Origin of the sequence: uncultured Duncaniella sp., assembly GCF_910577345.1 — a bacterium.
Taxonomy (GTDB): Bacteria; Bacteroidota; Bacteroidia; order Bacteroidales; family Muribaculaceae; genus Duncaniella.
Genome location: NZ_CAJTMT010000001.1, coordinates 1 through 14,804, shown reverse-complemented (window position 1 = coordinate 14,804; position 14,804 = coordinate 1). Strand labels below are relative to the sequence as shown.

At 53.0% G+C, this 14,804-nt stretch carries 11 protein-coding genes; 9 read left to right on the top strand and 2 right to left on the bottom strand.

The genetic code is table 11. The features are described from left to right. Nucleotides 1–39 precede the first annotated feature (39 nt). The 8 genes from clpX (at nt 40) to QZ310_RS00020 (ending at nt 12,447) form a co-directional block, all read left to right on the top strand. Nucleotides 40–1,305 (top strand): ATP-dependent Clp protease ATP-binding subunit ClpX, encoded by a 1,266-nt coding sequence (gene clpX, locus QZ310_RS00055; protein WP_297069058.1) that lies wholly within the window; start codon nt 40–42, stop codon nt 1,303–1,305. 73 nt (nt 1,306–1,378) lie between these two features. Next, nucleotides 1,379–3,553, top strand: coding sequence for a DNA helicase RecQ (gene recQ, locus QZ310_RS00050; RefSeq protein WP_297069056.1), 2,175 nt, complete (start codon nt 1,379–1,381; stop codon nt 3,551–3,553). A gap of 51 nt (nt 3,554–3,604) precedes the next feature. Continuing rightward, nucleotides 3,605–4,264: an ATP-binding cassette domain-containing protein gene (locus QZ310_RS00045; protein WP_297069054.1), complete on the top strand. Its 660-nt coding sequence runs from the start codon at nt 3,605–3,607 to the stop codon at nt 4,262–4,264. Between the two features lie 104 nt (nt 4,265–4,368). Continuing rightward, nucleotides 4,369–5,655 carry an NAD(P)/FAD-dependent oxidoreductase gene (locus QZ310_RS00040; RefSeq protein WP_297069052.1) on the top strand — a complete coding sequence of 429 codons (1,287 nt, stop codon included), beginning with the start codon at nt 4,369–4,371 and terminating at the stop codon, nt 5,653–5,655. 190 nt (nt 5,656–5,845) lie between these two features. After that, complete coding sequence (argS, locus tag QZ310_RS00035; protein WP_297069050.1) at nt 5,846–7,633, top strand: arginine--tRNA ligase; 1,788 nt, start codon at nt 5,846–5,848, stop codon at nt 7,631–7,633. Nucleotides 7,634–7,732: 99 nt separating this feature from the next. Beyond that, nucleotides 7,733–8,476: a Bax inhibitor-1/YccA family protein gene (locus QZ310_RS00030; protein WP_297069048.1), complete on the top strand. Its 744-nt coding sequence runs from the start codon at nt 7,733–7,735 to the stop codon at nt 8,474–8,476. A gap of 118 nt (nt 8,477–8,594) precedes the next feature. Then, nucleotides 8,595–9,791, top strand: coding sequence for a saccharopine dehydrogenase family protein (locus QZ310_RS00025; protein ID WP_297069046.1), 1,197 nt, complete (start codon nt 8,595–8,597; stop codon nt 9,789–9,791). A 172-nt stretch (nt 9,792–9,963) separates the two neighbouring features. Further along, nucleotides 9,964–12,447 (top strand): hypothetical protein, encoded by a 2,484-nt coding sequence (locus QZ310_RS00020; RefSeq protein ID WP_297069044.1) that lies wholly within the window; start codon nt 9,964–9,966, stop codon nt 12,445–12,447. Here the strand turns inward: QZ310_RS00020 and QZ310_RS00015 are convergent. Further along, nucleotides 12,360–12,932, bottom strand: a complete 573-nt coding sequence (locus QZ310_RS00015; RefSeq protein WP_297069043.1) for a hypothetical protein — start codon at nt 12,930–12,932, stop codon at nt 12,360–12,362. The genes QZ310_RS00020 and QZ310_RS00015 overlap by 88 nt on opposite strands. Nucleotides 12,933–13,166: 234 nt before the next feature. Here QZ310_RS00015 and QZ310_RS00010 point away from each other — a divergent pair, with 234 nt between their 5' ends. Then, nucleotides 13,167–13,721, top strand: a complete 555-nt coding sequence (locus tag QZ310_RS00010) for a hypothetical protein (protein ID WP_297069040.1) — start codon at nt 13,167–13,169, stop codon at nt 13,719–13,721. Between the two features lie 162 nt (nt 13,722–13,883). On the opposite strand, the gene QZ310_RS00005 is transcribed toward QZ310_RS00010, so the two are convergent. Next, the coding region (locus QZ310_RS00005; RefSeq protein WP_297069038.1) for a type II toxin-antitoxin system HipA family toxin at nt 13,884–14,804 on the bottom strand (921 nt) is incomplete at its 5' end.

Here is a 14,804-nt window from a genome sequence, read left to right as displayed (position 1 = left end):
GCTGACACGTTCTGATATATAGAACCATCAAGACACGAAATGGCAAAAAAATCCAATTCGAATCAAGGAATCAAATGCTCATTTTGCGGCAAGGAACCATCCTACACCGACATACTCGTCCCGAGTCCCCTCGGCGACACCTATATCTGCAGCGAGTGTGTCGACCAGATTGAAGGACTCCTGAAAGACTACTATCAGGAGAATCCTTCGCTCCGCCCTGCCGCAAAGGGCAAGAAGAGCGCCCCCGCCACAGCCGAAGAGCCTAAGTCGCTCCCGACTCCGGTCCAGATCCGCGAATTTCTCGACCAATATGTGATTGGCCAGGAGGATGCCAAGAAATATCTCTCGGTAGCCGTCTACAACCACTACAAGCGACTCGCACAGGACAAGGATGATGTCGACATCGAGAAGAGCAACATCATCATGGTCGGACCGACAGGCACAGGCAAGACCCTTCTTGCGAAGACAATAGCCCGTCAGCTCGACGTGCCCTTCGCCATAGTCGACGCAACGGTGCTGACCGAAGCCGGATATGTCGGCGAAGACATCGAAAGCCTCCTCGTCCGTCTGCTCCAGGCCGCTGACTACGATGTGGCGAAAGCCGAGCGTGGCATCGTCTTCATCGACGAGATTGACAAAATCGCGCGCAAAGGCGACAACCCCTCCATCACCCGCGACGTTTCGGGCGAGGGTGTGCAGCAGGGCCTCCTGAAACTTCTCGAAGGCTCGGTTGTCAACGTTCCGCCGAACGGTGGCCGCAAGCACCCGGAGCAGAAAATGATTGCCGTCGACACCAAAAACATCCTCTTCATCTGCGGAGGAGCCTTTGACGGTATCGAGCGTAAGATTGCCCATCGCCTCAACACCCACGTCGTTGGCTTCACAGGCTCTGCCGTCCGCTCGAAGGTCGATTCCGACAATTATCTGAAATACATAGCCCCGCAGGACCTCAAGTCGTTCGGACTCATCCCGGAAATCATCGGCCGTCTGCCGGTGCTTGTCCACCTCGACCCGCTTGACCGCGAAGCCCTGCTGAGAGTACTGACCGAACCCAAGAACGCAATCACGAAGCAGTATGAGAAACTCTTCGCAATGGACGGCGTGAAACTTGTGTTCACTCAGGACACTCTCGAATTCATAGTCGACAAAGCAATCGAATATAAGCTCGGCGCACGAGGTCTGCGCACCATCGTCGAAACAATCATGATAGAGCCGATGTACGAGACCCCGTCGACCGACATCAAGGAGCTGGTCATCGACCGCGCCTTTGCCGAGGAGAAGATACGCAAAGCCTACATAGGCTGAGCGTAGATTCCTCCGATAATCCCGGCTGCCAATCTCACATTTCAATCTCCTCCACCAACCTGAAGCATATCCCATGAATCAACGACTTCACGCCGCACTTAAAGAGCATTTTGGCTTTGAGACCTTCAAAGGTAATCAGGAAGCCATCATGAGTAGCCTCCTCGAAGGTAACGACGTTTTCGTCCTAATGCCAACGGGCGGAGGAAAATCTCTCTGCTACCAACTCCCCGCCCTCATGATGGAAGGGACGGCCATTGTCATCTCCCCGCTGATAGCCCTGATGAAAAATCAGGTCGACGCGATGCGCCACTTCAGCGAGGCCGACCATGTGGCCCATTTTCTGAACTCATCGCTCAACCGCGCCGCCATAGACCAGGTGAAAGCCGACATCTCGGCAGGGCGCACCAAACTGCTCTATGTGGCCCCGGAGTCGCTGACCAAGGAGGAGAACATCGAGTTTCTGAAGACCATCTCGATTTCATTCTATGCTGTCGACGAGGCCCACTGCATCTCCGAGTGGGGCCATGACTTCCGCCCTGAATACCGTCGCATCCGTCCGATCATCAACGAGATAAATGTCCGCCCGATGATTGCGCTGACCGCCACGGCCACTCCCAAGGTGCAGCATGACATACAGAAGAATCTCGGCATGACAAGTGCCAAGGTTTTCAAGTCCTCGTTCAACCGCGAGAACCTTTACTACGAGGTGCGTCCCAAGACACTCAATATCGACAAGGAAATCATCAAATATATCAAAAGCAATCCCGGCAAATCAGGCATCATCTACTGCCTGAGCCGTAAGAAGGTCGAGGAATTGGCTGAAATGCTCGTTGTCAACGACATCAAGGCTCTCCCTTACCACGCCGGAATGGACGGTGCGACCCGCAGCGCCAACCAGGATGCTTTCCTTATGGAAAAAGTCGATGTCATAGTCGCTACGATAGCTTTTGGAATGGGAATTGACAAACCGGATGTCAGATTTGTTATACATTATGATATGCCCAAGTCGCTCGAGGGCTACTATCAGGAGACAGGACGTGCCGGACGTGACGGAGGTGAAGGACAGTGCATCACCTTCTATTCCGCCAAGGACCTCCAGAAAATGGAGAAATTCATGCAAGGCAAGCCTCTTGCCGAGCAGGAAATAGGCCGTCAGCTCCTCATGGAGACACAGAGCTACGCAGAGGCAAGCAGTTGCCGCCGACGCTCATTGCTCTTCTATTTCGGAGAGGAATACACGCTCGGCAACTGTCAGAACTGTGACAATTGTAATAACCCTAAGAAAAAAGTGGAAGCTAAAGATGATTTATGTGCGGTGCTGGAAACAGTCATCGCCCTGAAAGAGAAATTCAAGGCCGATCATGTCACTGACGTATTGCTCGGCCGGGCTACCTCCGATGTCAGATCCTACGAACATGACCAGCTCGAAGTGTTCGGATGCGAGCAGGGTGCCGACGAACGCGTCATCAGCGCTGTGATCCGTCAGGCCATCCTCGCAGGCTATCTTGAAAAAGACATCGAAAACTACGGTCTCCTCAAAATCACATCAAAGGGAAAGAAGTTCCTTTCGAAGCCCGAATCCTTCAAAGTCATGGCCGACTCCGATTTCAGCGAGGAGCCGGAACCGGAAATGATGAAGAGCACCGGTTCGTGTGCCGCTGACGACGAACTGTTCAGCATCCTCAAGGACCTTCGCAAGAAAATAGCCAAGAAACTCGGCCTTCCCCCCTACGTCATATTCCAGGACCCCTCCCTCGAAGCGATGGCCACAACCTATCCCATCTCGCTTGAGGAGCTCCAGAACATCCCCGGTGTGGGCGCAGGCAAGGCAAAACGCTATGGTGAGGATTTCGTGAAAGTCATCAAGCGCCACGTCGAGGACAACGAAATCGAACGTCCCGAGAACTTCCGCGTGCGCAGCGTTCCCAGCCGTAATTCCACCAAATATTTCATCATCCAGGCTGTCGACCGCAAGATTCCTCTGCCCGAGATTGCAAAGGCAAAAGGCCTCGAATTCAGCGAACTCATCGATGACATCGAAGCCATTGTCTATTCCGGCACAAAAATCAACATCAATTACTATATCGACGAAATCATCGACGAGGACTCACAGGAGGAAATCTTTGACTTCTTCCGTGAATGTCAGACCGACGACCTCAACGAAGCCTACCGCGAACTTGGCGAGGACTTCACCGAGGACGAAATCCGCCTCATGCGCATCAAGTTCCTCTCCGAGATGGGCAATTGATGCAGTAAGTCACACTATCATACCAACAACACTCCACCGCGACTCGAAGTTATGGGAAAGGTCATTGAATACAAGGACGTTGAGCTGCACCGTCAGGACCTGATTGCGCTCAAACACGTCAACCTCTCCGTTGAGGAGGGCGAATTCGTCTACCTCATCGGCAAGGTCGGCAGCGGCAAGTCAAGTCTGCTCAAATCCATCTATGCCGACATCCCCATAGCCTCGGGCGACGCGCGGGTGCTTGACTACGACCTAACCACCATCCGCAACAAGCAGATTCCCTATCTGCGACGTGAGATCGGCATCGTGTTTCAGGACTTCCAGCTCCTGACCGACCGCAGCGCCTACGCCAACCTCCGCTTCGTCCTCGAAGCCACCGGATGGCGCGACAAGGCCGAAATCGACAAGCGCATCGAGGAAGTGCTCAAGGAGGTCGGGATGGTCAACAAAAGCTACAAGAACCCCCACGAACTGTCCGGAGGTGAGCAGCAACGCATCGTGATTGCCCGCGCGCTCCTCAACAGCCCGCGCATCATCCTCGCTGACGAGCCTACCGGAAATCTCGATCCGGCGACCGGCGAAGCCATCGTGAGCCGCCTTCACAATATCGCGAGCCAAGGCACTGCAGTCATAATGGCCACCCACAACCTCGCGCTCGTCGAGCAGTTCCCTGCCAGGGTGCTGACATGCGAGAACCGCACGATTGCTTAGAAACCCATCTGACATACAGATTCCGGGAGAGACCGGCAAGAACTATCCGAAGGGACGAAGCGTTGTCTTTACAGAACCTCAAACGCTGTTCGTCCCTTCTGCTTATGACAACTAAAGAAAAAATATTAGTGCTCGGCGGAGGTTTCGCCGGGCTTAATCTTGTCAAGAAACTTGACAAGGAGAAATATGATGTCGCACTCGTCGACAGACACAACTATCACGCATTTCCACCCCTCTTCTATCAGGTGGCATCCTCCGAACTCGACCCGACAAGCATCTGCTTCCCCCTCCGCCGCGAGTTCGGAAAACGCCGGGGAAAAGGTGTCCGTTTCCACATCGGAGATGTAAAAGCTATTGACGTTGCCAACAAACAAGTCATCACGAACTACGAGAGCATCCCCTACGACAAACTGGTCATCGCACTCGGCACGACAAACAACTTCTTCGGCAATCCCGACCTCATCAACGAAGTCTACACCCTCAAATCGACCGATGAGGCTATCCGCATCCGCAACGAAATCCTTTTCCGCTGCGAACGCGCCGCCGTCGAACCGGACCAAGAGAAACGCCGCCGCATGTTGAGTTTCATTGTCATCGGCGGCGGTCCTGCCGGTGTCGAGATCGCGGGCGCAATCGGTGAGCTGAAACGCTATATCCTCAAACGCGACTATCCCGAAATCCCCATCGACGACCTGAGCATCACCATCATTGAGGGAACCGACCGTCTGCTCGGCGCAATGAGCACCGAAGCATCAGCCACAGCCCTCCGCGACCTCAGACAACTGATGGTCAACGTCAAACTCGGACGGCTGATGAAAACATACAAGGACAACATCGTCACCCTCGATGATGGCTCGACCCTCTACAGCGAAATGGTCATCTGGACCGCAGGCGTAACTGGAACCCCGATAGAATTCATCGGCTCAGACTATAAACCGGGGCGTGGAGCACGCTACCCGACCGACGATTACTGCCGGGTCAAAGGACTTGACAACATCTATGCCATCGGCGACATCAATTTCCTCGAAAGCGAGAAGTTTCCTCGCGGACTGCCGCAACTTGCCCAAGTGGCCATCCAGCAGGGAAAGTTCCTCGCCGAAAATTTCAACCACAACCGTTGGGACAAACCCTTCAGATATAAGGACAAAGGCTCTATGGCCACAATCGGCCGAAACCGTGCGGTCGCCGACATCAACAAAATCCACCTCAACGGATTTCTCGCATGGATGGCATGGATGTTCATCCATCTGATTTCATTGCTTGGTATGCGCAGCAAACTGAGTGTGCTCATCAACTGGATATGGGCCTATTTCAGCTACAACACCGCCCTGCGTCTGCTCCTTTTCGGAGCCAAATACCCACGGCGCGGCTCTATGTGGGACAAAGGTTAGCAAATATTTCGGAAATTCACATTTTTATTGTAATTTTGTAAATTGAAGATGAAGCGGTTCGCTTTTGAAGCATAGGCACTTCGGCTGCCGGGAACCTCCGGCAATCTGTCCACGCTGCAAGCCTCTTTATCTTCAGTTTGTAAACATCAGAATTATTTTTTAATCAAAAAACCAATTCGCAACAGTAAAAATGTCTATTGATAGCATCATCGCCCAAGCCGTCTCGAAGGCCGTCAAGGACCTCTATGGTATCGACACTCCCGCAGAAAACATCGTTCCTCAGGCAACCCGCAAGGAATTCGAGGGCAACCTCACAGTCGTAGTGTTCCCCTGGGTCAAGGCAGCCCGCAAAGCTCCCGACGCAGTTGCTCAGGAAATCGGCGCTTGGCTCGAAGCAAATGAAGAAGCTGTGGAAAAATTCAACGTAGTCAAAGGCTTCCTCAACATCACCGTTGCCCCGAAATTCTGGAACTCAGTCCTCAGCCATATAGCAGACACCGATAACTACGGTCTGAAAGAAGCCGACGGAAACTCACCGCTCGTGATGGTGGAATATTCCTCGCCCAACACCAACAAACCCCTCCACCTCGGTCACATCCGCAACAACCTTCTCGGTTTCAGCCTTTCTGAAATCCTCAAGGCCTGCGGTAACCGCGTCGTGAAGACCAACATCGTCAACGACCGTGGCATCCACATCTGCAAGTCGATGCTTGCATGGCAGAAGTGGGGTGAGGGCGTGACTCCCGAATCATCCGGCAAGAAGGGCGACCACCTCATCGGCGACTTCTATGTACTCTTTGACAAGCATTACAAGGCCGAGGTCAAGGCTCTCGAAGAACAGGGCATGACCAAGGAAGAAGCCGAGGCAGCTTCACCTCTCATGAAGGAAGCCCGCACCATGCTTGTGAAATGGGAACAGAAGGACCCCGAGATCCGTTCGCTCTGGGAGATGATGAACTCTTGGGTATATGCCGGTTTCGACGAGACCTACAAGCGCATGGGTGTCGATTTCGACAAGATTTACTACGAGAGCGAAACCTACCTCGAAGGCAAGGACAAAGTGCTTGAGGGCCTTGAAGCAGGCAAGATGTATCGTAAGGAGGATGGCTCAGTATGGGCCGACCTCACAGGCGAAGGCCTTGACCACAAGCTCCTTCTCCGCAGCGACGGCACTTCGGTCTACATGACTCAGGACATCGGCACCGCAAAGCTCCGTTTCCAGGACTTCCCCATCGACAAGATGATTTATGTCGTCGGCAACGAGCAGAACTATCATTTCCAGGTGCTTTCAATCCTCCTCGACCGTCTCGGATTCAAGTGGGGCAAGGACCTTGTCCACTTCTCCTACGGCATGGTCGAGCTTCCCGAAGGCAAGATGAAGTCACGCGAAGGAACAGTCGTTGATGCCGATGACCTCATGGACGACATGGTTTCGACAGCACGCAGCGTCTCAGCCGAACTTGGCAAACTCGACGGCCTCACCGACGAGGAAGTGGCACGCATTTCCGAAATGGTCGGACTCGGCGCTCTCAAATATTTCCTCCTCAAAGTCGATCCCCGCAAGAACATCACCTTCAACCCCAAGGAATCAATCGACTTCAACGGCAACACAGGCCCCTTCATCCAATACACTTACGCCCGCATCTGCTCGGTTCTCCGCAAGGCCGAGGAGGAAGGCATGAAGATTGGCAACTATGCCGACGTGACACCCGGAGAGCGTGAAATTACCCTCATCCAGTCACTCGCCGACTTCCCTGCAACCGTCCAGGCCGCAGGTCAGAGCTACAGCCCCGCACTCATCGCAAACTATATCTATGACCTCGTGAAGACCTACAACCAGTTCTATCACGACTGCTCAATCCTCAAGGAAAGCGACGAGGCTGTGCGCTCATTCCGTCTTGAACTCAGCCGCCAGACAGCCCGCGTCGTCAAGACCGGAATGGCACTCCTCGGCATCGAAGTCCCCGAGCGCATGTAATCCTCCTGTCCCCGCTTAAACTATTTGGCTTTTCAAACGTCAAATAAACAATGAGTAATATAATAACAGGACAAACAAAAACACATCACTAACACAGAAATGAACTACAACAATCAAACCCCTCCCCCCTACTACGGTGGCGGAGACCCCTACAACGGATATCGTGCTTCATCCTCACAGGTGGAGCAGACCACAACTGCTGTGATGAAGCGCGTCTACTTCAAGATGTTCCTCGGACTTCTCGTCACCGCTTTCGTCTCACTCTTCTGCGCCAACTCCGCGTCCTACATGACCTTCATGCTGACCAACAGTTGGTTCTACTGGGGACTCCTCATCGCTGAAATCGCCATCGTGATAATGCTCTCCGCACGTCTCACCAGAATGTCGTCGATGTCAGCCACACTGATGTTCTTCGCGTTCGCGGGAATCAATGGTCTCGCCCTCGCGCCTATCTTCCTCATCTACACTGCCACTTCAATCGCCAAGACCTTCTTCATCTGTGCCGGAACCTTCGGTGCGATGAGTGTCTACGGCTATTTCACCACCCAGGACCTCACCAAGTGGGGCACCTTCCTCCTCTATGCCCTCTTCGGCCTCATCATCGCCTCGCTGGTCAACATGTTCACCAAGAGCTCGACCCTCGACTGGATCATCTCGATTGCCGGTGTCCTCATCTTTATCGGCCTCACCGCATGGGACACCCAGAAAATCAAGCAGATGGCGCTCGTGACACCCGCATCATACGCTGGCCACCTCGCCACAATCGGTGCGCTCACCCTCTATCTTGACTTCATCAACCTCTTCCTCTATCTCCTCCGCTTCTTCGGAAATCAGCGTGACTGATAAGGACTGACAACCACGGGAGAGAATGGCCGACATGCGTATTCTCCCCCGTGGTACCCTACAATATAATTTCGCAAAAATAATCATCTAATAAAACCTTAATACCAATAATAAGGAAATGGCAAAAGTCGTAATTATCGGAGCCGGCGGCGTTGGTACCGTTGTGGCTCACAAGTGTGCCCAGCACCCCGAAGTATTCACCGAAATCGTCATTGCCTCGCGTACACGCAGCAAATGCGATGCCATCGTTGAAGCCATCGGCAAGCCCAATGTAAGTTCTGATGTGGTTGATGCCGACAGCGTTCCCCAGCTTGTCGAGCTCTTCAACCGCCACAAACCCGAACTCGTCATCAACGTGGCGCTCCCTTATCAGGACCTCACCATCATGGATGCCTGCCTCATCTGCGGAGTCAACTACCTCGACACCGCAAACTATGAGCCGAAGGACGTTGCTCACTTCGAATACTCATGGCAGTGGGCCTACAAGCAGCGTTTCGAGGACGCTGGTCTGACAGCCATCCTCGGTTGCGGCTTCGACCCGGGTGTATCCGGCGTGTTCACAGCTTACGCTGCAAAACACTATTTCTCCGACATGCAGTATCTCGACATCGTCGACTGCAACGGCGGTGACCACGGCAAGGCTTTCGCCACCAACTTCAACCCCGAAATCAACATCCGCGAAATCACTCAGAACGGCCGCTTCTATGAGGATGGCAAATGGGTGACTACCGGCCCTCTTGAAATCCACAAGACCCTCACTTATCCCAACATCGGTGAGCGCGAGAGCTATCTCCTCTATCACGAAGAGCTCGAATCACTCGTGAAGAACTATCCCTCTATCAAGCGCGCCCGCTTCTGGATGACATTCGGTCAGGAATACCTCACACACCTCCGTGTAATCCAGAACATCGGTATGGCCCGCATCGACGAAGTCGAGTTCAACGGTCAGAAAATCGTTCCCCTCCAGTTCCTCAAGGCAGTTCTCCCCAACCCCCAGGACCTCGGCGAGAACTACCACGGCGAGACTTCAATCGGCTGCCGCATCGAGGGTCTCGACAAGGAAGGCAAGCATCTCACCTACTACATCTGGAACAACTGCTCACACGAGGCTGCCTACCGCGAGACAGGTATGCAGGCTGTCAGCTACACAACCGGTGTGCCCGCGATGGTCGGCGCAATGATGTTCCTCACCGGCAAGTGGGTTAAACCGGGCGTGAACAACGTTGAGGAATTCGATCCCGATCCCTTCCTCGCCGAACTCGCCAAGGACGGTCTTCCCTGGAATGAGGAATTCAACCTCAACCTCGAAGTGTAATTCTACAGTTGCTGTTTAAAATATCGTAAACAGACACAAAAGGACAAAAGGTCAGAAGAAACAAAAATTTTTACTATGAAATATAGTAATTCTATCTTTTGTTTCTTCTGATCTTTTGTCCTTTTGTGCCTGTTTTATCATTCGCTTTTGATTTTCGCACAATCGTCACAGCATGTTTAAACCAATCATATTCTCCGCGCTGCTCTTTCTTTCCCCGGTCGCCTCAGCCGCGGATTATACCTTCAACAAGACCACCGGCACCGTCACCGCAGCGGACTGCAATTATAAGCTCGGGGCAGGGACTTTTCTGCTTGCGCCCGACGCTCCCGATTCGCCCTACGCCTTCAAGGATGCGCTGAAAGCCATCGAGGCCGTCAACAATGCAAAGGAATCAAACGTCACCCTCCTCGTGGCTCCCGGTGTCTACTGGCTCGATGACCCTGACGACCCCGCCATCCGCCGCAATCCCAAGAATTCGGGAAGCATCCCCTACGCCGCAGAAATCCGGTGTGACAATCTGTCGATTCTCGGACTTGCGGAAAATCCCGAGGATGTGGTCTTTGCCGTGAACAGAGGGCAGACACAGGGCGCGCTCGGTAACTTCACCATGTTTCATTTCTTCGGCAAAAGTTTGCGCACCGAGAACATCACTTTCGGCAATTACTGCAACCTTGACCTCGTCTATCCCCGCGATCCCAAACTCAACCGCCCCAAACGCCGCGAAGCCATCGTGCAGGCCCAACTTGGCATCTGCGAAGGGACTGACCGACTCTTTGCCCGCAACTGCCGTTTTCTGAGCCGTCTGAACCTCTGTCCCTTCGTCGGTGCACACCGTTCGCTCTTCAAGGATTGCTATTTCGAATGCACCGACGATGCCTTGGCCGGTTCTGCTGTCTATCTCGATTGCCGTTTCACCTTTTTCAGCGGAAAGCCCTTCTACTCCACAGCCTCGACCGGAGCCGTCTTCCTCAACTGCGACATCCACTCTCTGGTCAACGGCACCCAGTATCTGACGAAAGCCCCCGGCATGGTGAGCATGATTGACACCCGCTTCACGTCCGACAATCCCGTCACTCTCCAATGGACCCGCGATGCCTCGCCGATACGCTGCTACCAGAGCAACGTCACACTTAACGGAACACCCGTCACCATCGACGCCAACCGCCCCGAACTCAGCGCCGACCTGACATCCTCGCCGCTGCTCAAAGCCTACAAGGTGACTGTTGATGGAAAAACCATCTACAACACCCCCAATCTCTTCGGTGGCAATGATGGTTGGGATCCGCTCGGCGTTCTTCCCGAAATCCACAAAGCGGAAGAGGCGATGTCGACCTCCCTCACATCCCTTCCCGTCGCACTCCGTCTCCTATCTTCCGGAAAGGAACTCGAAGCGCAGGGCGATACCATCAACCTCACCCCCTCGCTCCGCCTTTGGGGCGACTATGATGTCCCCAATCCCATCCTTAGCATCAAATGGGCCGGGCCCACAACACTGAAACTCCAATCAGTGGCCGGACGTGCGACCGCCACGAGCGCCAACAAATTTCCCCGTGCAGTCGAAAGCATCGTGACCGCCTCGACTGCCAACGGTCTGGTAGGCGCGACTGCCGTTAAAATCAGCCCCTTCCTTAAAGATGCACCCGGATTCGCTTCGACACCCGGCATTGTTCTTGACAAAACCTCACTTAAAGCGGGCTATACCCTCACCGGCGATGGCACGGATGACAGTTACATCGTCTGGTATCGCTCCTCGCGCCCAGACCTTGCCGACTCCGTTGCCGTCCGCCACGGACACGGACTCTCCGCCGCAAGCTATCCCCTGACAAGTGCCGACCACGGTTGTTTCATCTCAGCGACAATCACACCCAAACATTCCGACAGCCGTGCGGGCGAAGGTAAGACCGTGGCCTTCAACAGCGAGATACTACCCAAAATGTCAAAGAGCAATCCGAACAAGGAACGGACACTCTACACCTCCTTCGCAGAAATCCCCATCCGCAAAGGAAAGCCAGGCCGTCCCGGTTTCTGGCATTTCGATTCATACAAGCCCGCCGACACCAACCTCCACGACTGGACTCCCGACGAGAACCTGAGCTGGTATTACGGACGCGGTGTCGATGCTGCAACCGGACTCGGACTTGTCCAGGCAACCCGTGGAGCGCGCCTCTCCTACACCCCGATGCGTCCCGGATGCAAGGGAATGCACCTCTCCCTTGTGGCCGAACCGAGCAAGGGCCCCGGTCAGGGATTCGGTAGCGCAACCGGACAATACATGGACATCTGCATCAGCTTCAACGCGGCAACCCGGACAGGCTACGGTCTGCGCATCGAACGCACTCCCGACTACGACAAGGCTGTCACCTTCCGACTCATCCGCTACATCGACGGCGAAGTCACACCCGTCAGCGAACCTGTGGCCACAAACTGCTTCCGCAATCCATGTCACATCTCTGTCGAGATAAGCAACGGACAATTGACGGCAAGCGCACGCTCCGAAGCTCCGGCTGCGACATCGGCTGACCCTGCTGTAAAGTCAGAAGTATTCCTGACCGCCAAGGTAAGCCCGCTCTACTTCCCCTCCTTTGCCATACAGCACACCGGGTCAGTCGGCGCCTCCGCGACCCTCATCCGCGATCTCAACGTCAAATGGGATTGACAATCTAAAGGTTCAGCGGACGTAACCCCGATTGAAACATCACCATCTCTGTCCTCCGCCCAGGAATTTTCCTCACGGCGGGGGACATTTTCATTTCCTGCCGCTTCCCCAGACTGTTCCCCGGCTGCCGCAATACGCTCCGCCTCCTTGCGCGCACGGCGTTCAGCCGCACGGCGCCGGCAATCAGCCGAACGCTTGATGGCCACGTCAATATCAAACTTCAGGCAGAAAAATATTGCCAAAACAGGCTCCTCACACCTCCATGTGCGGTTCGGGTATTCCCCGGTGCGCAAATAGAGGTCCACATATTCCATAATCTCTGCTACCCAACTCGGACTATATTTCAAATCTTTATAGATTTTATCAATCTTCAGTCTCAATTTTTCATAAAAGGCCCGTGAGACCGGTTTGTCCCACTTTATTTTTGACGAAGGCGACTTGGCTGTCCCTGTCCTGCATTCTTTTGGTGTCGGATTGTTTTCCATAGCTTTTTTTACTGCAAAGTTATACCCGCCACGGCCCGAAATGGTGCGATAATGCAAACCGGGTCAAAAAATATCCCTCCGCGACCGGCTATCCGTTAAGTCAACGCATATTTTTCCATCAAACTTTTTCCGATTTAAAAAAAAGTTATTACTTTCGCAGTATAGATTCACGGCCGTACAGAGAACGGCCCCTCGACAAATGAAATTCTAATTGAAAAACAATATTCTTCCGATATGATATTTAATTTTCGCATTGTTTCTGACGAAGTTGACAACTTCAAGCGTGAAATCCAGATAGATGCTGACGCAACTTTCCTCGACCTGCGCAATGCAATCTGTGATTCAGTAGGTTACGACAAAAGCCAATTCAGTTCATTCTTCCTCTGCGACGACGGATGGGAACGCAATCAGGAAATCTGTCTCGAAGACATGGGCTCCGACTCCTCCGAAGATGTCTACCTGATGGACGACACCCCCCTTAGCGATTTCATTGAAGATGACGGACAGCGCCTCGTATGGGTCTTTGACTACATGACCGACCGCTCATTCTTCCTTGAGATGAAAAAATCAATCCCCGGAAAGAGCCTCCGCGACCCGCTGTGTACCATCTCTATGGGCGAAGCTCCAGCACAATTCGTGGATCTCGACGATTTCGATGCGAAAATCGACGCTAAAGCAGCCCAGACCGCAGCCTCAACCGACCTCGACGACGACTTCTATGGTACAACCGAATTCAACGAGGACGAATTTGACGCCGCCGGTTTCGACGAAATGACATTCGACGAATAACCACAACCATTAAATGACGAATAATCACAACCATTAAATATTGAAAAAAGTACAGAATCAGGCACTCCTGTCGGCATTCCCTGCGACAAGAGTGCCTGATTCACATTCTACCCTCACTGATCGCATCCCGAAAGGAAGGTATTTTGCAATATTTACTCAAAGTCAGTGCATGAACTGGAATTGCGCCATTATTGCGTCAAGCATTTTGTCCGGTACCCCACACTCACTGGCTATGCTTCCCCAGCCGGAGGCAACTGTGCTGACTTGGTCGATTATTTCTGCGGCTTCCTTGATGTTGTTTCTTTTGGCAATCTCCAATAGGTCACTACGGGTGATACCGTCGAACTTGCCGTTTATTGACATTTGATGTTGCGATGTCCACCCACCATCCGGATTATATGAAAATCCCATATCGTATGCCGGCGACAATCTCCATTTTCCATTCTTATCCATCAGGAATGATATGTTCTTGGTATGGTCATCCTGATTGCGGACCACCACATTGAACACAATCCTTCGGAACATCTCTTGTGCTTGGGAGTATGGCAACCTGAGTGTGCGCATCACATTGAGTGCCTGCTCGTAGGAATATGCCCTGAGCAAACGATAGTCATAATGAGCCACAGCACATAGGGTCTGCATGTGTACTTTTTCCCCATTGACGCGATCAAAGCGCTTGGTAAGGAAATGGGCACGACCGTTCTCTTCAATCAATGAGCATTCCGACATCTCTATGCCACACTCTTTTACCAATTTGTAAAATGAGTATTCGAGTCGTCCGAAATTCTGAGTTTCACGGAAACCGGCTTCCGCCGTCACTCCATCAAGTTTTATCAGGTAATAATCAAATCCTGCGGGAGCGTCAACCTGGCCGGACCGAACTTCTCCCGTGTTTTTATTATAAGCAATGATTGCTTTTGCCCGCTGACCTCCGGCTGACGTTCCGAGACGCACAATCTCAGCTATCGCCGCTTTCTTGTCATCAGAAAGATTGGCACCGAAATCTTTTTTCTCAGCCAATGCCTCTGATGCCACATTTACGAGAGCATCAATTTCTATCCGCGTGTTTGAATTGTATGGCAT

Bases quoted from the DNA above. Each gene is read 5' to 3' on its own strand.
- clpX (WP_297069058.1), top strand. From the start codon at position 40: ATGGCAAAAAAATCCAATTCGAATCAAGGAATCAAATGCTCATTTTGC.
- recQ (WP_297069056.1), top strand. From the start codon at position 1,379: ATGAATCAACGACTTCACGCCGCACTTAAAGAGCATTTTGGCTTTGAG.
- QZ310_RS00045 (WP_297069054.1), top strand. From the start codon at position 3,605: ATGGGAAAGGTCATTGAATACAAGGACGTTGAGCTGCACCGTCAGGAC.
- QZ310_RS00040 (WP_297069052.1), top strand. From the start codon at position 4,369: ATGACAACTAAAGAAAAAATATTAGTGCTCGGCGGAGGTTTCGCCGGG.
- argS (WP_297069050.1), top strand. From the start codon at position 5,846: ATGTCTATTGATAGCATCATCGCCCAAGCCGTCTCGAAGGCCGTCAAG.
- QZ310_RS00030 (WP_297069048.1), top strand. From the start codon at position 7,733: ATGAACTACAACAATCAAACCCCTCCCCCCTACTACGGTGGCGGAGAC.
- QZ310_RS00025 (WP_297069046.1), top strand. From the start codon at position 8,595: ATGGCAAAAGTCGTAATTATCGGAGCCGGCGGCGTTGGTACCGTTGTG.
- QZ310_RS00020 (WP_297069044.1), top strand. From the start codon at position 9,964: ATGTTTAAACCAATCATATTCTCCGCGCTGCTCTTTCTTTCCCCGGTC.
- QZ310_RS00015 (WP_297069043.1), bottom strand. From the start codon at position 12,932: ATGGAAAACAATCCGACACCAAAAGAATGCAGGACAGGGACAGCCAAG.
- QZ310_RS00010 (WP_297069040.1), top strand. From the start codon at position 13,167: ATGATATTTAATTTTCGCATTGTTTCTGACGAAGTTGACAACTTCAAG.